20 protein-coding genes and 5 pseudogenes are annotated in these 21905 nt (G+C 72.7%); 13 read left to right on the forward strand and 12 right to left on the reverse strand.

The genetic code is table 11. The annotated features are described in order from the left end of the window. Window positions 1–115 precede the first annotated feature (115 nt). Window positions 116–817, forward strand: a complete 702-nt coding sequence (gene phoU, locus KYY02_RS27890) for a phosphate signaling complex protein PhoU (protein ID WP_371242633.1) — start codon at window positions 116–118, stop codon at window positions 815–817. Window positions 818–947: 130 nt separating this feature from the next. Beyond that, on the forward strand, window positions 948–1103 hold the full coding sequence (locus KYY02_RS27895; protein WP_371242637.1) for a hypothetical protein: 156 nt from the start codon (window positions 948–950) through the stop codon (window positions 1101–1103). Window positions 1104–1157: 54 nt separating this feature from the next. Here the strand turns inward: KYY02_RS27895 and KYY02_RS27900 are convergent, their stop codons facing one another. Then, entirely contained in the window at window positions 1158–2438 is a 1281-nt protein-coding gene (locus KYY02_RS27900) for an MDR family MFS transporter (protein WP_371242642.1), read from the reverse strand. Between the two features lie 155 nt (window positions 2439–2593). Here KYY02_RS27900 and KYY02_RS27905 point away from each other — a divergent pair, with 155 nt between their 5' ends. Further along, window positions 2594–3355 carry a phosphoglyceromutase gene (locus KYY02_RS27905; protein ID WP_371242645.1) on the forward strand — a complete coding sequence of 254 codons (762 nt, stop codon included), beginning with the start codon at window positions 2594–2596 and terminating at the stop codon, window positions 3353–3355. Window positions 3356–3473: 118 nt separating this feature from the next. On the opposite strand, the gene KYY02_RS27910 is transcribed toward KYY02_RS27905, so the two are convergent. After that, window positions 3474–4418, reverse strand: coding sequence for an NADP-dependent oxidoreductase (locus KYY02_RS27910; RefSeq protein ID WP_371242723.1), 945 nt, complete (start codon window positions 4416–4418; stop codon window positions 3474–3476). A 114-nt stretch (window positions 4419–4532) separates the two neighbouring features. On the opposite strand from KYY02_RS27910, the gene KYY02_RS27915 reads away from it, so the two are divergent. Together KYY02_RS27915 and KYY02_RS27920 are read left to right on the forward strand one after the other, a co-directional pair. Then, window positions 4533–5492, forward strand: a complete 960-nt coding sequence (locus KYY02_RS27915) for a GlxA family transcriptional regulator (RefSeq protein WP_371242650.1) — start codon at window positions 4533–4535, stop codon at window positions 5490–5492. Window positions 5493–5631: 139 nt separating this feature from the next. Continuing rightward, window positions 5632–6804 (forward strand): serine hydrolase domain-containing protein, encoded by a 1173-nt coding sequence (locus KYY02_RS27920; RefSeq protein ID WP_371242653.1) that lies wholly within the window; start codon window positions 5632–5634, stop codon window positions 6802–6804. Between the two features lie 333 nt (window positions 6805–7137). Here KYY02_RS27920 and KYY02_RS27925 read toward each other — a convergent pair. The 3 genes and pseudogenes from KYY02_RS27925 to KYY02_RS27935 form a co-directional block, all read right to left on the reverse strand. Continuing rightward, window positions 7138–7485: pseudogene (locus tag KYY02_RS27925) on the reverse strand (BREX system ATP-binding domain-containing protein); the annotation flags it as partial. 121 nt (window positions 7486–7606) lie between these two features. Next, window positions 7607–7948 (reverse strand): annotated as a pseudogene (locus KYY02_RS34080) (BREX-2 system phosphatase PglZ); the annotation flags it as partial. Between the two features lie 15 nt (window positions 7949–7963). Beyond that, the gene (locus KYY02_RS27935; RefSeq protein ID WP_371242662.1) at window positions 7964–8272 is read right to left on the reverse strand and encodes a hypothetical protein; all 309 of its coding nucleotides are present in this window, start codon (window positions 8270–8272) and stop codon (window positions 7964–7966) included. 450 nt (window positions 8273–8722) lie between these two features. Here KYY02_RS27935 and KYY02_RS27940 point away from each other — a divergent pair, with 450 nt between their 5' ends. Together KYY02_RS27940 and KYY02_RS27945 are read left to right on the forward strand one after the other, a co-directional pair. Next, window positions 8723–9706: an alpha/beta fold hydrolase gene (locus KYY02_RS27940; RefSeq protein ID WP_371242664.1), complete on the forward strand. Its 984-nt coding sequence runs from the start codon at window positions 8723–8725 to the stop codon at window positions 9704–9706. Further along, window positions 9703–10511 (forward strand): annotated as a pseudogene (locus KYY02_RS27945) (helix-turn-helix domain-containing protein). The gene KYY02_RS27940 and the pseudogene KYY02_RS27945 overlap by 4 nt, the downstream one beginning before the upstream one ends. Here the strand turns inward: KYY02_RS27945 and KYY02_RS27950 are convergent. Together KYY02_RS27950 and mshA are read right to left on the reverse strand one after the other, a co-directional pair. After that, the gene (locus KYY02_RS27950) at window positions 10465–10983 is read right to left on the reverse strand and encodes a type III secretion system chaperone family protein (protein ID WP_371242667.1); all 519 of its coding nucleotides are present in this window, start codon (window positions 10981–10983) and stop codon (window positions 10465–10467) included. The pseudogene KYY02_RS27945 and the gene KYY02_RS27950 sit on opposite strands and share 47 nt — an antisense overlap. Then, a complete protein-coding gene (gene mshA / locus KYY02_RS27955) occupies window positions 10976–12313 on the reverse strand; it encodes a D-inositol-3-phosphate glycosyltransferase (protein WP_371242725.1) in 1338 nt (445 codons plus the stop codon). Before mshA ends, KYY02_RS27950 begins: the two co-directional genes overlap by 8 nt. 235 nt (window positions 12314–12548) lie before the next feature. Between mshA and KYY02_RS27960 the strand changes: the two genes are divergently transcribed. The 3 genes from KYY02_RS27960 (at window position 12549) to KYY02_RS27970 (ending at window position 16352) form a co-directional block, all read left to right on the forward strand. Beyond that, complete coding sequence (locus KYY02_RS27960; protein WP_371242727.1) at window positions 12549–13340, forward strand: class I SAM-dependent methyltransferase; 792 nt, start codon at window positions 12549–12551, stop codon at window positions 13338–13340. 209 nt (window positions 13341–13549) lie between these two features. After that, on the forward strand, window positions 13550–14638 hold the full coding sequence (locus KYY02_RS27965) for a C40 family peptidase (RefSeq protein WP_371242669.1): 1089 nt from the start codon (window positions 13550–13552) through the stop codon (window positions 14636–14638). 346 nt (window positions 14639–14984) lie between these two features. Next, window positions 14985–16352: a PP2C family protein-serine/threonine phosphatase gene (locus tag KYY02_RS27970; RefSeq protein WP_371242672.1), complete on the forward strand. Its 1368-nt coding sequence runs from the start codon at window positions 14985–14987 to the stop codon at window positions 16350–16352. A gap of 19 nt (window positions 16353–16371) precedes the next feature. On the opposite strand, the gene KYY02_RS27975 is transcribed toward KYY02_RS27970, so the two are convergent. The 3 genes from KYY02_RS27975 to KYY02_RS27985 form a co-directional block, all read right to left on the reverse strand. Next, window positions 16372–16704: a DUF2516 family protein gene (locus tag KYY02_RS27975; RefSeq protein WP_371242729.1), complete on the reverse strand. Its 333-nt coding sequence runs from the start codon at window positions 16702–16704 to the stop codon at window positions 16372–16374. Window positions 16705–16841: 137 nt separating this feature from the next. Further along, window positions 16842–17447, reverse strand: coding sequence for a hypothetical protein (locus KYY02_RS27980; RefSeq protein ID WP_371242674.1), 606 nt, complete (start codon window positions 17445–17447; stop codon window positions 16842–16844). Between the two features lie 78 nt (window positions 17448–17525). Continuing rightward, a complete protein-coding gene (locus KYY02_RS27985; protein WP_371242676.1) occupies window positions 17526–18026 on the reverse strand; it encodes a helix-turn-helix domain-containing protein in 501 nt (166 codons plus the stop codon). A 120-nt stretch (window positions 18027–18146) separates the two neighbouring features. On the opposite strand from KYY02_RS27985, the pseudogene KYY02_RS27990 reads away from it, so the two are divergent. The 3 genes and pseudogenes from KYY02_RS27990 to KYY02_RS28000 all read left to right on the forward strand — a co-directional run. Beyond that, window positions 18147–19011 (forward strand): annotated as a pseudogene (locus tag KYY02_RS27990) (GNAT family N-acetyltransferase). A 65-nt stretch (window positions 19012–19076) separates the two neighbouring features. Further along, window positions 19077–19664: an AAA family ATPase gene (locus tag KYY02_RS27995; protein ID WP_371242678.1), complete on the forward strand. Its 588-nt coding sequence runs from the start codon at window positions 19077–19079 to the stop codon at window positions 19662–19664. Window positions 19665–19674: 10 nt separating this feature from the next. Continuing rightward, a pseudogene (locus KYY02_RS28000) lies at window positions 19675–20079 on the forward strand (VOC family protein); the annotation flags it as partial. A gap of 48 nt (window positions 20080–20127) precedes the next feature. Here the strand turns inward: KYY02_RS28000 and KYY02_RS28005 are convergent. Together KYY02_RS28005 and KYY02_RS28010 are read right to left on the reverse strand one after the other, a co-directional pair. Further along, window positions 20128–21351, reverse strand: a complete 1224-nt coding sequence (locus KYY02_RS28005) for an aminotransferase class V-fold PLP-dependent enzyme (protein ID WP_371242680.1) — start codon at window positions 21349–21351, stop codon at window positions 20128–20130. Between the two features lie 175 nt (window positions 21352–21526). Further along, window positions 21527–21871, reverse strand: coding sequence for a winged helix-turn-helix transcriptional regulator (locus KYY02_RS28010; protein ID WP_371242682.1), 345 nt, complete (start codon window positions 21869–21871; stop codon window positions 21527–21529). Window positions 21872–21905 lie beyond the last annotated feature (34 nt).

The raw sequence follows: 21905 nt of genomic DNA on the forward strand, positions 1-21905 counted from the left end.
CAGGGATGATTCATGTGAGGGGCCGAAATCGGACGCGTACAGGCCGGAACGTGGGAGCGTGGGGAGGAGACCAGGCCCCTGGAGCCCGGACAGAGACTCACGAGAGGAACCCCTGATGCGTGACGCGTACCACGAGGAACTTGATTCGATCGGCGACGGTCTGGTGGAGATGGCCCGGCTGGTCGGGTCGGCGATCGGACGCGCCACGACGGCCATCCTCGACGCCGACCTGAAGCTGGCGGAGAGCGTGATCGAGGCCGACCAGAAGATCGACGAGCTCCAGCACGACCTGGAGGCCCGGGCCATCGCCCTGCTGGCCCGCCAGCAGCCGGTGGCGACCGACCTGCGCATAGTCGTCACCTCGCTGCGGATGTCGGCCGACCTGGAGCGCTCGGGCGACCTGGCCCAGCACGTGGCGAAGCTCGCCCGGCTGCGCTACCCGGAGCGCGGGATCCCGCAGGACCTGCACGCCACGATCCTGGAGATGGGCCAGCTCGCGCAGCGCCTGATGGCGAAGGCGGCCGAAGTGATCGTCACCAAGGACGTCGACCTGGCGCTCCAGCTGGAGCAGGACGACGACGCGATGGACCTGCTGCACCGCACCCTCTTCCAGCACCTGATGGACGACCGCTGGAAGCACGGCATCGAGACGGCCGTCGACGTCACGCTGCTGGGCCGGTACTACGAGCGCTTCGCCGACCACGCGGTCTCGGTCGCCAAGCGGGTGGTGTACCTGGTCACCGGCGAACACGCGGACGAGATCCAGGCGGACCTGCAGCCGGAGATCCAGGTGGTGACGGGGGCGGAAGGGGCCTGACCAGGGGCGCACTCGCGCGACGGGGCCCGGCCGGAGGGCGTACGAGCCCCCATGCGCCGTTGATGCGCCCGGCAGGTCGGGCGTCCAATGGGGGCAGGTGCGCACAGGTGCCAGCCCCGAGGAGGGACCCATGGCCGATTCCCCCGGCACGACGCCCGACCCCGCGCGGGAGCGGGAGACCGAACAGCCTGCCGAGATCAGGGACCTCACCCTGATCGCCGCCTGCGGCTGCGGCTCGGGCTGCGGCTGCGGCTGCCAGTCGGGAAACCCGTGCCAGTGCGGCTGACTCCGCGGGGCCGAGGGCCCCTGCGCCGATGAGCGCCGGGGCCCTCGGCCCCGCTCAGGACGCCCTGGCCTCGGGCACCGCCTCGACCGTCTCCCTCTTCTCCCCCGTCTCAACGACCGCCGCTTCCCCCGTCCCCTCCGGCAGCCGGCGCATCAGCAGCCCGTACCCGAGGCCGGCCACCGTACCGATGACGGCACACAGACCCCACAGCCACGCGGATCCGAACCGGTCGATGACGAACCCCGCCATCAGGGGTGCGACCAGCGCGGCCACGGCCCAGGACATGGTGTACATGCCCTGGTAGCGCCCGCGTCCGTGCACCGGGGAGAGCCGTACCACGAGACCGGTCTGGGTCGGGGCGTTGACGATCTCGGCGAGGGTCCACACGCACACGGTGAGGGCGAAGACACCGACCGATCCGGCGAACGCGGTGAGGCCGAGCCCGTACCCGGCGAGCAGCGACGAGATCACCAGCAGCCGCCCGGGATCCCGGTGCTCGATGAAGCGGGTGACGGGAATCTGCAGCACCACGATGAGGACGCCGTTGACGGCGATGGCCATGCCGTAGTCGGCCGGTGTGAACCCGGCCTCGCCCATCGCGACGGGCAGCCCGACGAACGCCTGCTGGAAGATCAGCGCGATGAGGAACGACAGCCCGACGACCCCCATGAACCGCCCGTCCCGCAGCACGGTCCCCAGCCCCACGCCGGCCTCCCGCGCGGCGGCCTCCGCGCTCCGGACCGGCCTCGACTCGGGCAGCTTCAGGAAGACGACGACGGCGCACACCAGCGTCATCAGCGCCTCGATCAGGAACCCGGCGAGGTAGCTGTACTCGGCGATGAACCCGGCCCCCGCGGAGGAGATCGCGAAGCCGAGGTTGATGGCCCAGTAGTTGAGCGAGAAGGCCCGGACACGGTCCTCCGGACGCACGATGTCCGCCATCATCGCCTGCACGGCGGGCCGGGAGGCGTTGGAGGCCATGCCGACGAGGAAGGCGACGGCCGCGATGGCGACCGGATCCCGCATGAAGCCGAGCAGCGCGACGGACAGGGCGGTGGCGGTCTGCGCCACCAGCAGGGTGGGCCGCCGGCCGAGCCGGTCGGTCATCACGCCCGCGCCCAGCGAGGAGACCACCCCGCCGAGCCCGTGCAGCGCGGCGACGAGCCCGGCGTAGGTGGCGGAGTACCCCCGGTCGAGCGTCAGGTAGAGCGCCATGAAGGTGGCGACGAACGCCCCCAGCCGGTTGACGAGGGTGCTGGTCCACAGCCACCAGAACTCGCGGGGAAGCCCGGAGACGGACTCACGCACGGCACGTCTCACTCCGGCGACTGACATGGACCCCCCATAGAACAGATGTAAGCGGCTGAAACAGCGAGCACACCTTACGAAGCAGGGGAGCCGGGGGACCACTCGATTAACAGATCCCGTCAACCGTCCGCCAAGCGGGCAGGGCGCGCGACCTCCGCGTGACGTCGATTACGCTCGGACGCATGGCCGACGCACCGTACAAGCTGATCCTCCTCCGCCACGGCGAGAGCGAGTGGAACGAGAAGAACCTGTTCACCGGCTGGGTGGACGTCAACCTCACCCCGAAGGGCGAGAAGGAGGCGACGCGCGGCGGCGAGCTGCTCAAGGACGCCGGCCTGCTGCCCGACGTGCTCCACACCTCCCTCCAGAAGCGCGCGATCCGCACCGCGCAGCTCGCCCTGGAGTCCGCCGACCGCCTGTGGATCCCGGTGAACCGCAGCTGGCGCCTGAACGAGCGTCACTACGGCGCCCTGCAGGGCAAGGACAAGGCGCAGACCCTCGCGGAGTTCGGCGAGGAGCAGTTCATGCTGTGGCGCCGCTCCTACGACACCCCGCCGCCCTCGCTCGACAACGACGCCGAGTACTCCCAGTTCTCCGACCCGCGCTACGCGACCCTCCCGCCGGAGCTGCGCCCGCGGACGGAGTGCCTGAAGGACGTCGTCGTCCGCATGCTCCCGTACTGGTTCGACGCGATCGTCCCCGACCTCCTCGTCGGCCGCACGGTCCTGATCGCCGCCCACGGCAACAGCCTGCGCGCCCTGGTCAAGCACCTCGACGGCGTCTCGGACGCCGACATCGCGGGCCTGAACATCCCGACGGGCATTCCGCTGTACTACGAGCTCGACTCCGACTTCAAGCCGGTCACCCCCGGCGGCAAGTACCTCGACCCGGAGGCGGCCGCCGCCGCCATCGAGGCGGTCAAGAACCAGGGCAAGAAGAAGTAAGCGCCCGCGAACAAGCCCCCTGCCTGCGGGTTCCCCGCAGGCAGGGGGCTTTTCGCTGTCTCCGGGCCGTCAGGGCGATGGGGCAGTGCGCTCTCCGGGCTCCGGCGGACTGCCGTGGTCAGGATCCTTGCGGTTCGACGGTGAGCACGAGCTTGCCCGTGGTCCGGTCTGTCTCTCCGAGAGTGTGCGCCGCCGCCGCTTCGGCGAGGGGGAAGACGGCCTCGATGTGGGCGCGCAGCGAGCCAGCCTCCACGAGGTCCGCGATCGCCTTCATGCCCGCGTGGTCCGCCTCGACGAGCAGGGTTTCGACGCGGACACCCAGCTCGTCCGCCCGCGCAGCCTCGTCCGGGTCCGTCCCCGGCAGGAGGGAGACGAGGACGCCGCCGGGGCGCAGAATGCCGAGCGACCGGGCGCGGGTATCGCCGGAGAGGGGGTCGAGGACGACGTCGATGTCCTGGAGGGCTTCGGCGAAGTCGACGCTGCGGTAGTCGATCACCTCGTCGGCGCCGAGCGAGCGGACGAAGTCGTGCTTGGGAGCGCTGGCGGTGCCGATGACGTACGCGCCGCGGGCCTTGGCGATCTGGACGGCGAGATGGCCGACGCCACCGGCGGCCGCGTGGACGAGAACTCGCTGACCGGGACGAACCCCGGCGGTGTCGACGAGCGCCTGGTACGCGGTGAGGGCGGCGAGCGGGAGGGCCCCGGCCTGAATGTGGTCGACGCCGGCGGGTTTGTGGGCGAAAGCGCGCGCCGGAGCGGTCACGTACTCGGCGTGGGAGCCCACACCGTACGGGTAGGGGAGCATGCCGAAGACCTCGTCGCCGGGCTTGAACAGGGTGACGCCGTAGCCGACGGCTTCGACGATTCCGGAGACGTCCCAACCGAGGACGAGCGGCAACCGGTCGACGAAGCCGCCGCCGGCCCGGTGCTTCCAGTCGGTGGGATTGACGCCGGCCGCGCGTACGGCGACCGAGATCTGGCTCAGTCCGGGCACGGGCTTCGGCAGGCGGACTTCCTTGAGGACGTCGGGGGCGCCGTGGATGTCCTGGCTGATGGCGTGCATGGTGGCGGCGGCCGGGGCGGTGTTGTCCGCTGTGCTATGGCTCATGGGTCCAGCGTGGCGGACCGGCCCGTTCCGCACCATGGCATGATTGCCATCTTTCGATAGGATCCTGCCATGCGACATGTTCACCGCGTCGTCGTCCTCGCACTGGACGGCGTGTACCCGTTCGAACTGGGCATTCCGAGCCGGGTCTTCGGAGCCGCAGACGGCTGGTACGAGGTGGTTACCTGCACCGTCGACGGACACCCGGTACGTACGAACTCCGATTTCTCGGTCCATGTCGAGCACGGTCCGGAGGTGCTGGCCACGGCGGACACCGTCGTGATCCCACCGTTCGACACCTCACTCATCACGAGGGAGGTGTCACCAGCCCTTGCCGGAGCCCTGGCCTCCGTTCCAGCGGGCGCGCGCGTCGTGTCGATCTGCACCGCCGCCTTCCTCCTCGCGGCCGCCGGACTGCTCGACGGCCGCCCGGCCACCACGCACTGGGCGCTCGCCCGCGTTTTCCAGCAGTGGTTCCCGCACATCGCACTCGATCCGGACGTGCTCTTCGTCGACGACGGCGACGTGCTGACATCGGCGGGCGCCGCCTCAGGGGTCGACGTCTGCCTGCACCTCGTACGCAAGGACCACGGCACCGAGATCGCCAACCGTGTCGCGCGCGCCTGCGTCGTCCCGCCATGGCGGGACGGCGGGCAAGCGCAGTACATCGAGCAGCCAGTGCCTGAGGCCTCGGCGAACGGAACCGCGTCCACCCGCCAGTGGGCGCTGGAGAACCTGGGCGAGCCGCTGACCTTGGCCGAACTTGCCGGTCACGCCCGTATGAGCATGCGGACCTTCGCCCGCCGCTTCGGCGAGGAGGTGGGCATGAGTCCGGGGCGGTGGTTGATCCAGCAGCGCGTCGCCAGGGCACGCCACCTGCTGGAATCCACCGACTTCCCGGTGGACGACATCGCCGCCCAGGTCGGCTTCGGTACGGGTACGTCGCTGCGCCAGCACCTGCACACGGCCATCGGAGTGACTCCGCTCGCCTACCGGCGCACCTTCCGGGGCATACCGGCGGACATCCACTGAGTACGAGCGAGTGGCTTTGTTCGCGAGTTCCGCGAGCGCCTGCAGGAACTGTCCGTCGTCGTTTGATGGCTGCCTGCATAGCCACCGGGGACGAGCCCGTCTCGGTGAAGAGGGCTGCAGGACTGCCAGGATGGCCGGCATGACGCCGATCTACGGCGAGGTGGCCCCCGGGTTCGAGCCGGTACGGGCGGCGTTCACGGAGAACTTCACCCGGCACGGGGACCTCGGCGCGGCGGTGTGCGTGTACCGGAACGGCCGGCCGGTGGTGGACCTGTGGGGTGGCGTGGCTGACGCCGAAACCGGTCGTCCCTGGACGCGGGACACGCTGCAACTGGTCTGCTCGGCGACCAAAGGCGCGACCGCGACCATGGCGCACATGCTGGTCGAGCGCGGAGCGCTCGACTTGGGCGTACCCGTCGCGAAGTACTGGCCGGAGTTCGCCGCGAACGGCAAGGCGGACGTCCCTGCGCGCTGGCTCCTGGCCCACCAAGTCGGCCTGGTCGCACTGGATCAGCCGGTGCCGTTGAAGGAGGCGCTGGCCTGGCACCCGATGGCGGCAGCACTGGCCGCTCAGCGCCCCCTCTGGACTCCGGGCACAGCGCACGGATACCACGGCCGGACCTGGGGCTGGCTGGTCGGCGAGGTGATCCGCCGGGTGTCCGGCCGCTCACCGGGCCGCTTCTTCGCCGACGAGATCGCGGCCCCACTGGGCTTGGACTTCTTCATCGGCCTGCCCGCCGGCGAACGCGACCGAGTCAGCCGCATGGTGTACCAGCGGCCGGACGTCGACTTCACCACTGTGCCCACCGAGTCGGTCCCCGAGGAACTCCGCGAGCAGGTCGCCGCTTGGCGGGACCCGAACTCATTCAGCAACAGGGCGTACGCCGTCACCGACCCGCCCGAGATCGACTTCGACTCACCGGAGGTACAGGCCGCAGAGCTTCCGGCCTCCAACGGCATCGGCACCGCGCGCGCTCTTGCCCGCATGTACGCCGCGCTGATCGGCGAGGTGGACGGAGTCCGTCTACTCTCCCCGGACACCCCGGCGTCAGCGACCGAGGAGCGTGCCAGCGGGAAGGACCAGGTCATGCTGATCCCCAGCCGCTTCAGCGCCGGGTACATGCTGCCTACCAAGAGCAACCCGATGATCGGGCCGAGCTCTTTCGGTCACACTGGCCGAGGGGGGTCACTCGCCTTCGCCGACCCGGAGCACGGGGTTGCATTCGCCTACGCGATGAACCGCGTCATCGGAGGCGGCGACGACGTGCGAGCGGCCTCGCTGGCCGAGGCAGTGCGCCGATCTCTGGCGTAATGACCTGGTGGTCGCGCGTTGTGATCCTTTGGCAAGCCATGTACCGCTTCACTTACAGGCGGCGACAAAACGTACGGGTTCGGCTAGCACTGCTTTTGCGGCTGTCAGGTCCGCCAGTCGGGCCGACAGCGTTGTCTCCGCCAGGCGTGGCGGCAACACGTCCCCGAATTTCAGTCCCCGCACCGCCCGTTCGTCGACAGCGGGAAGACAGAGCCGGCCCGGAGCCTCGCTCAGGGCTTCCTTCCACACCGGTGGCATGAGGTCTTCCCGCAGACGGATCCAGTGATCGTTGATGCGCTGAGCCGGTACGACGATCCCTTCCGGCGTGGCAGGGGTGGCGGTGGCCAGGCGCTCGGTGAGCCGGCGGTAGACGGTCTCCAGCCGGTGCAGCGGTGTCTCGGTCTCGGAGATCTGCACCTCGGCGGTGGCGAGTCCCGCGCGTTTGGCGCGTTCGGCCAGCCAGCGTGCGAAGAAGGTCTTGCCGGAGCCGTAGTCACCGCGGACGGCGTGGAAGGCGGCACCGCCACGGGTGACGGTGGCCAGGTCGTCGTCCAGGGCGGCTTCGAAACGGTCCAGTCCGACCGCGAACAGGTCGAGACCGGACTGCGGGACGGTGCCGCGACGCAGGGCGTCGATGACCTCGCGGCGCCGGACCGCGCTCACGGAGGCGGGGTCGGTCACGCCTTCTCCTCCCCCCCCGGCTCGCCGGCTCGTCCGCTTCGTCGTCCTTCGGCTTCGGCAGGAACTGCTCGCGCAGGAGCGGTACATCGAGTTTGACCGCGTGCCCGCCGTCGATGAACCCGAGGACGGGATACCCCTCGACGTTCAGCAGCCGCTGCACCGTGGCGACGAACCCCTCGATGTTGCGGCGCACCCGCCCGGTCGCGGAGATCGCCGCGGCGAGAGCGGCCGGGGACATCGTCCCGCCCGCGGAGACGAGCGCGTCGACGACCGCGGCCACCACCTTCACCTCGGGCGCTTTGCGGACGTACTCCTTCTGGGCCGCGTACACCTCGCTGCTCACCACCGTGGAGCCGAGCGACTCTGCCACCGGCTGTCCGGTTTCCGTCCGGGCGGACGGCCGTGCCTCGGCGGCCGGCGCGCGCTCGGAGGGCGCCGGGGGCCGCGCAGGCGAGGGCACCACCAGGCCGGGCGGACCTCAGTAGAGGATGACCCTCCACAGGTCGACCCACAGCATCCGGCCGCTGTCCGTGTCGCGCACCTGGACCCGGTCGTCCTCCACCTGCCGGACGGTGCCGTAGAGCGTGGCGTCCGGGAGGTCCACCCTGACGGTGTCGTACACCCCCAAGTCGTCCTCCACCGGGCGGAACCACGTGTGCCCGCAGCGGCCGCAGCGGTAGCTGACGACATCCCGTCCTCGGGCGGAGGAAGGGGCGCCGGTACGGACCTCCTCGACGCGGCACTTGGGGCACGGGTCGGCGGTATGTGCGCCTATCGAGCGGGACATCGTCCGATCCTGCCGCAGGGCGACAGAGCACAGCAACCGCCGAGGGACGACAGCGACGGCTCGACCACCCCTGCGCGCGGACGATCCGCGATCCGCGCGCAGGGCTCGAAAGTGCTGTGCGGGCTTCATGGAACCGCGGCCGCGGTTCGGAGGCCGGGGAGCCCCGTCAGGGCGGCCATCCGCTGGATCGTCACCGGACCCGCGACGCCGGAGCGGGCCCGTACCTCGTCCATCGCGCCCCCGAAGTACTCACCCCGGATCGCCGAACGGCCCACCCGGGGGCCGCCCGAAGCCGTCCACGGAGCCGATGCTCGGTGCGGTCGGGGTCGGGACGAGGAACACCCCTGGTGGCGGTCAGTGGATGTGCCGGACCGGCAAACACGCTTGGGCCCCGGGGACGGACTTCCGCATGATGGAGGCACGGAAGACAACCGGCCCTGAGGAGAGCGCATGTCGCAGCACGCCACGGAGATCACGCACCGGCTGGTTCCCTCGCCGGGAGGGCGGATCCATCTCGCGGAGCAGGGAAGCGGACCGCTGGTGCTGCTCGTGCACGGGTTCCCGGAGTCCTGGTACTCCTGGCGCCACCAGTTGCCGGCCCTCGCCGCGGCGGGGTACCGCGCGGTCGCCGTCGACGTGCGCGGCTACGGCCGTTCCTCCAGGCCGGCCGCGACGGAGGCGTACCGGATGCTCGATCTGGTGGCGGACAACGCCGCCGTCGTGCACGCCCTGGGCGGGGAGTCGGCCGTGATCGTCGGGCACGACTGGGGCGCGGCCATCGCCGCGAACTCCGCGCTGCTCAGGCCGGACGTGTTCCGCGCGGTGGGACTGCTGAGCGTTCCCTACACCCCGCGCGGCGGGCCCCGGCCCCGTGACGTCTTCGCCGGGATGGGCGGCGACGAGGAATTCTACGTCTCGTACTTCCAGGAGCCGGGCCGCGCCGAGGCGGAGATCGAGCCCGATGTACGGGGCTGGCTCGCAGGCCTCTACGCGGCGCTGTCCGGCGACACCATGCCCGCGCCCGGCGCTCCCGATCCGCACTTCGTCGGCAGGGGCGGGACCATGCGCGACCGGTTCCCCGCCGGCCGGCTGCCCGGCTGGCTGAGCGAGCGGGATCTCGACGTCTACGCCGGGGAGTTCGAGCGGACGGGGATGACCGGCGCGCTCAACCGCTACCGGAACATGGACCGCGACTGGGAGGACCTCGCCGCCCTCGACGGCGCCCCGATCACCCAGCCGTCCCTGTTCGTCGGCGGCGGCCTGGACGCCTCCACGGCCTGGCTGGCCGACGCGATCGAGGCGTTCCCGGTCACGCTGCCGGGTCTGGTCTCCTCCCGCCTCCTCGACGGCTGCGGCCACTGGATCCAGCAGGAACGCCCCGACGAGGTCAACCGCCTCCTCACCGAGTGGCTGGTCGCGCTGCCCCGTTCGTGACGGCTTGGCACCCCGCGGTTGGCGGAAGGTTCAGCTCCGTCGGATATCCCCATGCTTCCACGCCCGCTTCACCGAGTACGCGTACCCGATGCACGTCCACGACGCCTGGACGCTGCTCATCGTCGACGACGGCGCCGTACGGTACGACCTCGACCGGCACGAGCACGGCTCCCCGCACGACACCGTGTCCCTGCTGCCGCCGCACGTCCCCCACAACGGGGCCCCCGCCACCCCCGACGGGTTCCGCAAGCGGGTGCTGTACCTCGACGTCCGCCATCTCGCCGACGACCTCATCGGGGCCGCCGTCGACCGGCCCGATCTGCGCGACCCCCTGCTGCGGCGGCGCGTCGGACAGGTGCACTCCGCGCTCGTGCGGCCCGGGGACGAGCTGGAGGCCGAGAGCAGGCTGGCGCTCGTCGGGGAGCGGCTGCGCACGCACCTGCGGTCCCGGGACTTCCTCGGCGTGCCCCGGCGGGATCCCGTGCTGGCGCGGCGGCTGCGGGAGTTGCTCGACGGGCGGGTCGTGGAGGGCGTCGGCCTGGCGGAGGCGGGCGGGACGCTGTCCGCCCATCCCGCGCACCTGGTACGGGCGTTCAGCGGGGCCTACGGCATCGCGCCGCACCAGTACCTGATGTCCCGCCGGGTGGGCCGCGCCCGGCGGCTGCTCCTGGAGGGGCGGTCGCCGAGCGAGGTCGCCGTCGTCACCGGGTTCTACGACCAGGCGCACCTCACCCGGCACTTCCGGAGACTGGTCGGGGTCACTCCGGGTCGTTACCGGGCGACGGGCGCTGCAGCAGGTGCGTGAACGCTTCCAGGTTGCGGGTGGACTCCCCGCGCGACACCCGCCAGTCGTACTCCTTGCGGATCGCCGAGGCGAATCCCAGCTCCAGGAGGGTGTTGAAGCTGCCGTCGGCGGCCTCCAGGACCTGGCCGAGGAGGCGGTCGAGCTCCTCCGGGGTGACGGCGGAGAGGGGCAGGCGGCCGGTGACGTAGACGTCGCCGAGCGGGTCGACGGCGTACCCCACGCCGAACAGCTTGAGGTTGCGCTCCAGGAGCCAGCGGTGGACGCCGGCCTCGTTCTCGTCGGGGTGGCGGATGACGAAGGCGTTCAGGGAGAGCGTGTGCCGGCCCGCGATCAGGGACACGGTCGTGGAGAGCTTGCGGGTGCCGGGGAGCTTCACCACGTAACTGCCGGGCGCGGGACTCTCCCACTCCAGTTCGGCGTCCTTCAGGACGTCCTCGATGACCTGCGCTGCCTCCGCCGCCTTGTCAGCCATGCGTCGAGCGTACGTGACGGCGGTGGGCCTGGGTGGCGGCCGTGTAGACGTCGGCCGTGGTCGCGGCGGCGGTGTCCCAGCCGAAGGACTGGGCGTGCCGGGCGGCGGCCTCCCCCATGCGGTCGGCGAGGTGCGGGTGGTCGGCGAAGTCGCGCAGCACGCTCGCGTAGGCGTCGGGGTCGTGGCCCTGGACGAGGAAGCCGGTGTCTCCGTCCCGCACGGCCACCGGGAGGCCGCCGACCGCTGCCGCGAGCACCGGGGTGCCGGCGGCCTGCGCCTCTATGGCGACCAGGCCGAAGGACTCGCTGTAGGAGGGCATCACGAGGACGGACGCCGCGCGGAACCAGTCCGCGAGCTGCTCCTGCCCGACGGGCGGGTGGAACCGTACGACGTCCGCGATGCCGAGCCGCGCGGCGAGCTTCTGCAGCCCCTCCGGCTTGGCGAGGCCGCTGCCGCTGGGGCCGCCGACCACGGGGACGCAGATGCGCGAGCGCAGTTCGGGGCGCTCGCCGAGCAGGGCGGCCACCGCGCGCAGGAGCACGTCGGGCGCCTTGAGGGGCTGGATGCGGCCCGCGAAGAGCGGGATCAGGGCGTCCTGCGGGAGGCCGAGGCGGGCCCGCGCGGCGGCGCGACCGTCGGCCGGACGGAAGCGGGTCAGGTTGACCCCGGGGTGGACGACGGCGACCTTGCCGGGGTCGGCCGCGTAGTGCCGTACGAGTTCGCCGGCCTCCTCGGCGGTGTTGGCGATCAGCCGGTCGGCGGCTGTGACGATCTGGGTCTCGCCGATGACGCGGGCGGCGGGCTCGGGCGTGTCGCCGGCGGCCAGGTTGGCGTTCTTGACCTTGGCCATGGTGTGCATGGCGTGCACCAGGGGCACGCCCCAGCGCTGGGCGGCGAGCCAGCCGACGTGGCCGGAGAGCCAGTAGTGGGAGTGGACCAGGTCGTAGTGGCCGGGGCGGTGGTGGGCCCAGGCCTGCATCACGCCGTGGGTGAAGGCGCACAGCTGGGCCGGGAGCTCCTCCTTGGCGAGGCCCTCGTAGGGGCCCGCGTCGACGTGCCGGACGAGGACGCCGGGGGCGAGTTCGACGGTGGGCGGGAGGGCGGCGGCGGTCGCGCGGGTGAAGATCTCGACCTCGATGTCGATCGCGGCGAGGCGCTGCGCGAGCTCCACGATGTAGACGTTCATGCCGCCCGCGTCGCCGGTGCCCGGCTGGTGGAGCGGGGAGGTGTGCACGGAGAGCATGGCCACGCGGCGGGGCCTGCGGTGCAGCCGCAGGCGCGCGGACGCGGCGGGTGAGCGCCGCCCGAGCCTCGCGATGTACTGGCTCACGTGGCGTTCCTCCTCGCTGCGGACATGGCTGCCGGAGGGTGTGCGGCCCTCGGGGGCGTCAACGCCGGAGAGGTGCTCCCCCATTTCCGGACGGCCTCCCCGGTTCGCGTTTTTGCCTAAACATTACCGACTGTCGCTCAACCGTTCGGGAAGGGCCGTGTGACTCGCATCGGTGCGGCTGCGGGGTACCCGCATACTCGTCCGTATGACACCCACCCGCGCCGCCTCACGCCCCGTGGGTACGGTGACGCGCGGCACCACCAACCCCAACCGGCTGCGCCGCATGGACCGCTGGATCGCGGCCACACACGGCGCGGAGCTGCGCCGCGCGGTCGATCCCGTCGCCGTCGACCTCGGCTACGGCGCGGCCCCCTGGACGGCCGTCGAGCTGCTGCACCGGCTGCGCGCCGCGGCGCCCCGCACGCACGTGACGGGCGTCGAGATCGAACCGGCCCGGGTCGTGGCGGCACGGCCGTACGAGCGCGAGGGGCTGGTCTTCCTCCGCGGCGGCTTCGAGGTCCCGGTCCCCGGACGGCCGGTGCTGGTCCGTGCGGCGAACGTGCTGCGCCAGTACGACGAGGCCGAGGTCGCCGCCGTGTGGCGGCTGCTGTGCGCACGGCTCGCGCCCGCCGACCCGGCGACGGGCTCACGCGGCGGGCTGCTGGTGGAGGGGACCTGCGACGAGGTCGGGCGCCGGCACGTCTGGGTCGCCCTCGGCCCGGAAGGGCCGCGCACGGTCACCTTCGCGACCCGGCTGGGCTCGCTGGAGCGCCCCTCCGACCTGGCGGAACGCCTGCCGAAGGCGCTCATCCACCGCAATGTGCCGGGCGAGCCGGTGCACGCCTTCCTGCACGACTTCGACCGCGCCTGGGCCGCCGCCGCGCCCTACGCCTCGTACGGCGCACGACAGCGCTGGATCCGGACGGTGCGGGACCTCACGGCCGACTGGCCGGTGACGGACGGACCGGGACGGTGGCGACAGGGGGAGGTGACGGTGCGGTGGGAGGCGCTGGCACCGCTCGGGTGACCCCGGCTCCGTGGTGACGCCGACCGGGAGCGGCCCCCGTGAGCCGTCCGCCACACGGGCGGGACGATCGCCGCGCCGGTGAGGGACGGACAGGGAGTGCCGGACGGGGGAAGACGGGTGGCGCCCCCTCTGTCGTTTCGCGCGTCGGCATGGCAACATCCCCTGGGCGACCGTATGTTGCTGACGGTTGATCAACGGGGGTACACGTCATGCGGACGGGCAAGCGCGGGTTGCTCACGGCGGCCGTGACCGTGGTCTGTGCGGTCACCGTGCTGGCGGCGCCCGGTACGGCGTTCGCGGCTCCCGCTCCCCCGCCGCCGCCCGGCACGACCGCGAGCGTCACCGTGGTCGCCGACAGGGACCTGGAGGCCGTGCGCGAGAAGCTCGACAAGCTCTACCGCGCGGCGGCCGTCGCCACCGACGAGTACAACGCCGCCGAGGAGGAGGCGCGGCAGCAGTCCGCCCAGATCGTCCGGCTGGCGAAGAGGATCGTCGAGGGCCGGGAGGAGCTGGCCGGGCTGAAGGCCCGCGCGGGCGCCGCGGCCGCCGCCCAGTACCGGGGCGGTGGGCTTCCGCCCGAGGCCCACCTGATGCTGAGCGACGACCCGCAGGAGTTCCTCGACGGCGCGGGCCGGGTACGCCAGGGCGAGCACGCGGCCAAGGGCCTGCTCGGGGAGACGATCCGCACCCAGCAGGACCTGGAGCAGTACGCGCAGGACGCCGAAGCGCAGATGAAGAGGCTCGAGGCGGGCCGCAAGGCCAAGGCCGAGGCGCAGAGGAAGATCGAGAAGCGGATCGAGGCGGCCGAGAAGCTCGAGTCCGGGCTGGAGGAGGAGGAGAAGGAGATCCTGGCCCGGCTGGAGCAGCAGGCCGCCGCCGAGGCGCAGGCCTCGTGGCTGGGCTCCGGCATCCTCGACGAGATCAGGGGCGGGGCGACGGAGCAGGGCGGCAAGGCCGTCGCGTACGCCACCGCGCAGATCGGGAAGCCGTACCAGTGGGGCGCCGAGGGGCCGGAGGCGTACGACTGCTCCGGACTGACCTCGCAGGCCTGGATCTCGGCCGGGCGGAGCATGCCGCGCACGTCGCAGGCGCAGTGGAAGCAGCTGAAGCGCGTCGGCATCGAGGACATGCGGCCCGGCGACCTCGTCATCTACTTCGACGACGCCAGCCACGTGGGGATGTACGTCGGGGAGGGCATGATGGTGCACGCCCCGCGCCCGGGGCGGACGGTGACGCTCGCGGGAGCCGGGTCGATGCCGATCCTCGGCGTGGTGCGGCCGGACGCGGACGACAGTTGAGCGGTTCGCGTCCTCCTGACCGCTCGCTCACCCGGCTGCTCGACCGCCCGGCGACACGCACCGTGTGACCCAGTGCACGTCGATCTCGCGACCGGACCCCTGCGGACGTGACGTTCGTCATCCCGGCGGCGTCCGCGCCCTGCCCAACTGCTCTGGTGAAAGCGGCAGATGACGGTGGCCGGTGGCGGATCGGCATGGTCCGCAGCATTCCGCTGCGGCGCCGTCAGCCGCTATGGTCCCCGTTCGAAGGGGGCGTCCCCTGCTCACACCCGGAGGTGGGAGCCGGGCACGGGCCTACGGTCGAAGCCCCCACCGTGCCCTCGGGGGAGGGAAGGAAACCGCGACAATGCCCGCACCCGTACCGCGGCAGAGAGCGATCCCGGCCGTGGAAGGTGGTCAGGCGCCGGCCGCCGAACCGAACGGCGGCCCCGCCCAGGACTCCTCGGAGGCCAGGGTGACGGCCCCGCGCGCGGCGGCCCCGTCCGGGAACGCCACGGACCGGGCCGGCTCCGCACCTGACCGGCCCGGGACGCCCGCCCCCACCCACCTCACGCTGCTGCTGATCGAGGACGACCCGGGCGGGTCGCCGATCGTGCCGGAGCTGCTCGACCGGTCCGGCAAGCCGATCCGCGTCCGCACCGCCCGCAACCTCACCGAGGCCGGGCGACTGCTGACCGACGACGTGCACTGCATCCTGCTGGACCTCGCGCTGCCCGCGCCGGGCCGGGCGGGCGACGGTGACGACGAGCTCGCCGTGCTCAAGCACGTCCTGGAGCTCGCGCCCCGGCACGCCGTCCTCGCGCTCACCGGCGCCGACGACACCGAGCGCGGTGCGGAGGCCGTACGGGTGGGCGCCCAGGACTACCTCGTCCGCGACGAGCTGGACGGCCGGCTGCTGAGCCGGGCGATCCGGTACGCGGTGGAGCGCAAGCGGTCCGACTCCGCCGAGCGGAGGCTCGCCGAGGGCCGCGTGCGCGCCCAGGAGAACCGCCGGCTGGAACGCGGCCTGCTGCCCACCCCGCTGCTGGACGGCTCCTCGCTGCGGTTCGCCGCCCGTTACCGCCCCGGCCGCTCCCGTGCCCTGCTCGGCGGGGACTTCTACGACGTCGTCCGCACCCCGGACGGCACCGTGCACGCCATGATCGGCGACGTCTGCGGACATGGCCCGGACGAGGCCGCCCTCGGTGTGGAGCTGCGCATTGCCTGGCGCGCGCTGACCCTCGCGGGCCTGTGCGGCGACCAGCTGCTGGGCACGCTGCAGCAGGTGCTGGAGCACGAACGGCCGGACGACGAGATCTTCGCGACCCTGTGCACGGTGGACATCGCGCCGGACGGCCGCCGGGCGGGCCTGTGCCTGGCCGGCCACCCGTCGCCGCTGCTCGCCCGCCCCGGGCACCCCGCGCGCCTGCTGCCGTACGACAACAACGGCCCGGCGCTCGGCCTGCTGCCGGGCGCCCGCTGGCCGCGGACGCAGGTGGAGCTGGGCGCCGAGTGGAGCCTGATGCTCTACACCGACGGCCTGATCGAGGGCCGGGTCGGCGACACCGGGGAGCGGCTCGGCCAGGAGGGCATGGTGGAGATGATCCGCCGCCAGCTCTCCGAGGGGCTGCGCGGGGAGAAGCTGCTGCGCACCGCCGTCAACGAGGTCCGGGACCTCAACGGGGGCGAGCTGACGGACGACGTGGCGGTGCTGCTGCTGGACCGGGTGGTGTGAACGGCGGAGCCGCCTCCCGTCAACGGCCGCCGTTGTACGGGCCGTAGGGGCCGTCGCTGCTGGAGCCCCGGGGGGAGCGCCCGCCGCCGGAGAGACCGCGCAGGGCCGGGCGGACGTCGACCATGTACACGATGGTCGCGATCAGTCCGATGATCGGCAGGAACGACAGGATGTTGAAGATCAGGTTCACCACGAAGGCGAGGGCGAGGATGATCAGCCAGAACGGCTTGGTCTTCTTGTCCGCCGCGCGGTAGGCGTCCTCACGGCGCGTGGCGGCGTCGATCAGCGCGAAGCCGCTGAACACGATCAGGGCCATGCTCAGCAGCCACATGAATCCCGCGAAGCCCTGCATCAGCACAACATCCACCACCAGACTCGGCTCGTCCTCTACGCCGTCACCGTACCCGCATCCAGCGGTCGGCTACCCGGACAACGGGCCGGGCACTCCAGGAGTGCCCGGAGTGCCCGGAGTGCCCGGTTCCGCACCGCCTACTTCGCGGGCGGCGTCGGCTTCTTCGCCGTGGCCTTGCGCACCGGGGCCTTCTTGACAACGGGCTTCCCCGCCTCGGTGGTCCCGGCGGCGACGGGCTTGTCGTCCTTGGCCTCGACCGTCTCCAGCCGGGGCGCGGGCTTGGGCTCGGCCGGCGGCTCGACCGCGACGGCGATGTCCTCGATGCTCTCGGCGGCTTCGCCGCGCCAGGTCTTCACGGCCTGCTCACCGTGCTCGGCGACCTTCTCGTAGGTCTCCCGTGCCTTGACGGCGTACTCGGCGGCGATGCCGACCCCGCGCAGCGCGAGGTCCTGGGCGCTCTCGCCGATCTTCTTCAGATCGGTGTCGAGCGAGCCGAAGAGCTCGCCGACCTTGGTCTGGAGCGTCTCCTGCGTCTCCCGGACCCGGACGGTCGCCCGCTCCTGGACGGCCTTGGGGTCGGTGTTGCGTACGGCCTCGATGCGGGCCGGGGCCTCGGTGCGCAGCTGCTCCACCAGGGCCGGCACCTTCTTGGCCCGCTGCAGCGCGAGGTCGGCGGTGCCGGCGGCGAAGTAGAGCGGGGTCGGGTCGCTGAAGGTCTTGCGCAGGTCGTCGGTGATGGCCATGGTGGTGGTCCTCCCGGATTCGTTGTCGACTGGGGGTTTCATGCGGTCCGCGGCGGGCGGCCGGCGCCCTGGTCCGGCTCAGCCGGCCGTCCGCCGCGGACCGGTGTCACTGTCACTGTCGCTGTCACTGTCACTGTCGCTGTCGCTGTCGCTGTCGCTGTCACCGATCGTGCCGTTCGCCGGGGCGTCGGCAAGGTCCCCGGGCGTCACCCCGCCGTCCTCGGCGCCCCCGAGCCCGTTCTCCTTGCGGAACGACTCGTAGATCTGGAGCAGCACCTGCTTCTGACGCCCGGTCAGCGTGGGATCGGCGAGGACGGCGGCCCGCGTCTCGACCTCGGACCGGTCCCGCTCGGCGTCGAGGATGCCGGCCCGGACGTACAGCGTCTCGGCGGAGATCCGCAGCGCCTTGGCGACCTGCTGCAGGACCTCCGCGCTCGGCTTGCGCAGTCCGCGCTCGATCTGGCTGAGGTACGGATTGGACACCCCGGCGGCCTCGGCGAGCTGCCGCAGCGACAACTGCGCGCTGCGCCGCTGCTCGCGCAGGTACTCACCGAGATTGCCGACGTTGAGCGAGGCCATGCCTCCACACTGCCCCACCGCGCTAACTCTTGCAAGCACCCGCTTGCAAAAGTGTGTCACGGCACAGGAAGGGGCCGGGAACCGTCTGTGCGCCTCCACGGCGAGGAAGGATCATGAAGCATGCGTCCGAACGGCTGGCACCTCACCGAAGACGCCGACGACTTCCTCGCCCGAGCCGGTGGCTTCCTGCGCGCGACCCGGTCGGCACGTCATGGCCCTGACGTGGGCCGAGCGGGTGCGCCCACGCGGGGTGCGCGCCTTCGGCGCCGAAGCCGCCGTCTTCGGCGTGCCGGAGCGGGCGGGCGGGGTCCACGCCGCCTTCCACCACCTCCCGCCCCGCGCCCTGTGCCCCACCCCGCTCACGCCCGAGCAGGCCGACTCCCTCGCCGTCCGCCTGGCCGCCCTCGGGCACGCCCTCCCCGCCGTCAGCGCGGACCACGGCACGGCCACCGCTTTCGCCGGGACCTGGCAGCGGCACACCGGCGCGACGCCGGAACTCCGCGACACCCGGCTCCGTCTGTACCGCCTCGACAGGCTCACCCCACCGGATCCGCACCCGGCGGGCCGGGCCCGCGTCCTGGGCGAGCGGGACCTCGAGGACGTCATCCTCTGGTGCGGCGAGTTCGCCAGGTCCGTCGGGGAGGACGTCACCGCCGACGCCGGTTCCTGGGCCGGCACCCGCTACGCCGACAAGCGCTACACGCTGGGGGAGACCCCGGACGGCACGCCGGTCTCCCTCGCCGGCATGAACCCGCTGATCGGCGGCCAGATCCAGGTGGACGTCGTCCACACCCCGGCCCACCTGCGCGGCCGCGGCCGCGGCTGCGCGAGCGCCGTGACGGCGGAGGTGAGCCGGGCCGCACCGGCCGCGGGGGCGAAGGACGTCGTCCTGTTCGCGGACCTCTGCGACCCCGCCGGCAACGCCCTGTACCGGCGGCTCGGCCACCGCACGCCCGCCGACTGGACGGCGTACGACTTCCTGTAGGCCGCAGGCGTACCGGTTCTTCCTTGTGCCCGCTCCCCGGCCCGCGCGGCGCTAGCGTGGGCCCCGTGATCGTATGGATCAACGGCGCCCACGGCGCGGGCAAGACGACGACCGCCGCACTCGTGCAGCGACTGGTCCCGGACTCACGGGTGTTCGACGCCGAGAAGGTCGGCGAGACGCTCATGGACATCACGCCGGAGCTGCCCGTGACGGACAACTTCCAGCACTGGCCGCCCTGGCGGCCGCTCGTCGTCGAGACCGCCCGCCGCGTACTCGACTACACCGGCGGCACCCTGGTGATGCCGATGACCGTCCTGGTCGAGGAGTACTGGCGCGAGATCAGCGCGGGCCTCGCCCGCCACGCCGTCCCGGTACGCCACTTCGTCCTGCACGCCGACCGGGGGACCCTCCGCGCGCGCATCGCGGGGGACACCGTTCTCGGCCCCGACTCCCCGTTCCGCCTCAGCCACCTGGAGCCCTACGCCGAGGCGGCCCGCACCTGGCTGCACGCCGAGGCCGAGGTCGTCGACACCACCCACCTCACCCCGGCCGAGACCGCCCTGCGGATCGCGGAGGCCGTCAAGGGCTGGGACCCGCCGCCGCGGGAGGACCGGTCGGGATCCGAGGAGCCCCGGACTGCCGGGCATGCCTAGCGCGGTGGGCATGGCATCCCTCGAAAGCGTGACCCGCGAGGTGGCCGACACCGCGGCCGTCCGCCGTTCCCACTCCACCGTCTTCGGGCCGGACGGGCAGGTCCGGCTGCGCGCCTCGGAGGGGCCACGAGCGGGTTCCGCGGGTTCACGCTGGGGTTCACGGTGTCCCAGCCGGGCGACGTCGACGGTCCCCTCGGCACCGCCGTGGACGCCGGCGCCGTGCCGCTGAAGCCGGCCGCGAAGTCGCTCCGGGGGTACGGGGGGCGTCGTGCAGGCTCCGGACGGGGCGATCCGGAAGGTCGCGACCTCGGCGCAGAAGGAGCGCGGTCCCGTCACCCGGCGGATCGACGAGACCGTGCTGCCGCTCGGCGTCGCTGACGCGGTCGCGAGCAAGCGGTTCTGTGGAGCGCGTGGCGCGGGAGGCCGGCCGGGAAGCGTGACCGGCCCGCCCGCGCGGCTCCCCTCACCGTGCCGCGCGGGCCCACTCGCCGAGGACGGGGACGCACTTCTCGGCGAAGTACTCGTAGTCCTCGGCCGTGTTGTAGACGTGCGCGGACAGCCGCAGGTAGCCGACTCCGCCGAAGCTGGTGAACGCCGCCTCGACGCCCAGCTCCGCGGGGGCCCGGTCGCGCAGGGCGTCGGCCGCCGGGCGGCTCTCGCCGAGGCCGTCGGGCAGCCGCACCAGCCGCATGCCGGGCACGGGCATGCCGACGTCGACGGACGCGTCCGCACCGGTCAGCCCGGCGAGCGCGGCGCCCACGATCCGCGCCCCGTAACCGGCCAGCTCGTCCATGTACCGGCGGGCGGCGGACCAGCCCCAGGCGCGGTCGACGAGGTCCAGGGCCGTCGCCGCGGCCAGTTGGCCGGTCGCGTCGAGCGTGCCCTGCTGGTCGAAGCGGTCGGGGTACGGGTCGGCGGTGCCCCACGAGTCGATCAGCGGGTACAACCCCTCCCGCAGCGGACCGCGCGCCACCAGGGCCGCGGTGCCGCGCGGCGCGCAGCCCCACTTGTGCAGGTTGCCCGTCCAGAAGTCGCCGTCCCACCCGTCGAGCGGGGCGGGGATCAGGCCGGGCGCGTGCGCACCGTCCACGAGCAGCGGGATGCCGCGCCGCCGCGTCCCGGCGCTGATCCGCTCCACCGGCAGCCGGCGGGCGGTCGCCGAGGTGACCTGGTCGAGGACGACGAGCCCGGTGGCCTCGCCCACCTCGGCCATCACCGCCTCGTAGGCCTGCTCCTCTCCGGCGTCCAGCGGCACCGCGGCGGTGCGCACCCGGCCGCCCCAGCGGCGGGCCAGCCGTTCGGCGCCCGTCGTCACGGCGCCGTAGCCGTGGTCGGTGACGACGATCTCCCCGCCGCCCCGGCGGTCCAGGCCGGCGTACACGACGCTCGCGCCGGCGCTCGCGTTCGGCACCAGGGCGAGGTCCTGGGGGTCCGCGCCGAGGAAGGCGGCGAGGTCGGCCCGGGCCGCCGCGAGCCGCCGCGGCAGCTCGGAGAACCACACGACCGGGGCGCCCTCCATCCGCGCGCGCAACTCCTGCTGCCGCTCCTGGGCGACCAGCGGTACGGCGCCGAACGAACCGTGGTTGAGGTGGCGCAGGGCGGGGTCCAGCGACCAGGCCCGCGCGGCCGGCCGGCCGTCGGCCAGCAGCAGGGGCCGGGGGGCGGTGGCGACCTCGGTCTCGCTCACGCGTCTCCCCTCCGTGCCTCCGTGCGGAACCCGGATCCTAACGCGTCCGCACGAGCGCCACCTGGCGTCCCGACGGCGGGCATACGCACTTTTTTGTGCGTACTTGGCAGCGCGGCGGAGCCCGGCGAACCTGGTTGCGGGCGCCGGAGGGGAAGGGAGCGGGAACGGCCGCCCGTCAGGAGGCCGGGGCCTCGGTCAGCCTCTCCAGGCGGCGGTGGCCCCAGTCGGACAGGGGAGCCAGCGCCCCGGCGAGCTCGCGGCCGAACGCGGTCAGGGAGTAGACCGTCTTCGGCGGCAGCACGTCGTGCACCTCCCGGTGCACCAGCCCGTCCGCCTCCATCTCGCGCAGCGCCTGGGTCAGCACCTTCTCGGTGAGGCCCGGCACCTTCCGGCGCAGCGCGGCCGGCCGGTGCGGTCCGGACTCCAGCAGCCACAGCAGCGTGGTCTTCCACTTCCCCTCGATCACGGCGATCGCGGCGGTCACCCCGCAGACGTCCGGATCGTGGCGCCGGTGCGCCATGCCCTGCCCCTTTCCTCAGCAATCGTCGTGAATA

Origin of the sequence: Streptomyces pimonensis, from assembly GCF_041380215.1 — a bacterium.
Classification (GTDB): domain Bacteria; phylum Actinomycetota; class Actinomycetes; order Streptomycetales; family Streptomycetaceae; genus Streptomyces; species Streptomyces pimonensis.

Bases quoted from the DNA above. Each gene is read 5' to 3' on its own strand.
- phoU (WP_371242633.1), top strand. From the start codon at position 116: ATGCGTGACGCGTACCACGAGGAACTTGATTCGATCGGCGACGGTCTG.
- KYY02_RS27895 (WP_371242637.1), top strand. From the start codon at position 948: ATGGCCGATTCCCCCGGCACGACGCCCGACCCCGCGCGGGAGCGGGAG.
- KYY02_RS27900 (WP_371242642.1), bottom strand. From the start codon at position 2,438: ATGTCAGTCGCCGGAGTGAGACGTGCCGTGCGTGAGTCCGTCTCCGGG.
- KYY02_RS27905 (WP_371242645.1), top strand. From the start codon at position 2,594: ATGGCCGACGCACCGTACAAGCTGATCCTCCTCCGCCACGGCGAGAGC.
- KYY02_RS27910 (WP_371242723.1), bottom strand. From the start codon at position 4,418: ATGCACGCCATCAGCCAGGACATCCACGGCGCCCCCGACGTCCTCAAG.
- KYY02_RS27915 (WP_371242650.1), top strand. From the start codon at position 4,533: ATGCGACATGTTCACCGCGTCGTCGTCCTCGCACTGGACGGCGTGTAC.
- KYY02_RS27920 (WP_371242653.1), top strand. From the start codon at position 5,632: ATGACGCCGATCTACGGCGAGGTGGCCCCCGGGTTCGAGCCGGTACGG.
- KYY02_RS27935 (WP_371242662.1), bottom strand. From the start codon at position 8,272: ATGTCCCGCTCGATAGGCGCACATACCGCCGACCCGTGCCCCAAGTGC.
- KYY02_RS27940 (WP_371242664.1), top strand. From the start codon at position 8,723: ATGTCGCAGCACGCCACGGAGATCACGCACCGGCTGGTTCCCTCGCCG.
- KYY02_RS27950 (WP_371242667.1), bottom strand. From the start codon at position 10,983: ATGGCTGACAAGGCGGCGGAGGCAGCGCAGGTCATCGAGGACGTCCTG.
- KYY02_RS27965 (WP_371242669.1), top strand. From the start codon at position 13,550: ATGCGGACGGGCAAGCGCGGGTTGCTCACGGCGGCCGTGACCGTGGTC.
- KYY02_RS27970 (WP_371242672.1), top strand. From the start codon at position 14,985: ATGCCCGCACCCGTACCGCGGCAGAGAGCGATCCCGGCCGTGGAAGGT.
- KYY02_RS27975 (WP_371242729.1), bottom strand. From the start codon at position 16,704: ATGCAGGGCTTCGCGGGATTCATGTGGCTGCTGAGCATGGCCCTGATC.
- KYY02_RS27980 (WP_371242674.1), bottom strand. From the start codon at position 17,447: ATGGCCATCACCGACGACCTGCGCAAGACCTTCAGCGACCCGACCCCG.
- KYY02_RS27985 (WP_371242676.1), bottom strand. From the start codon at position 18,026: ATGGCCTCGCTCAACGTCGGCAATCTCGGTGAGTACCTGCGCGAGCAG.
- KYY02_RS28010 (WP_371242682.1), bottom strand. From the start codon at position 21,871: ATGGCGCACCGGCGCCACGATCCGGACGTCTGCGGGGTGACCGCCGCG.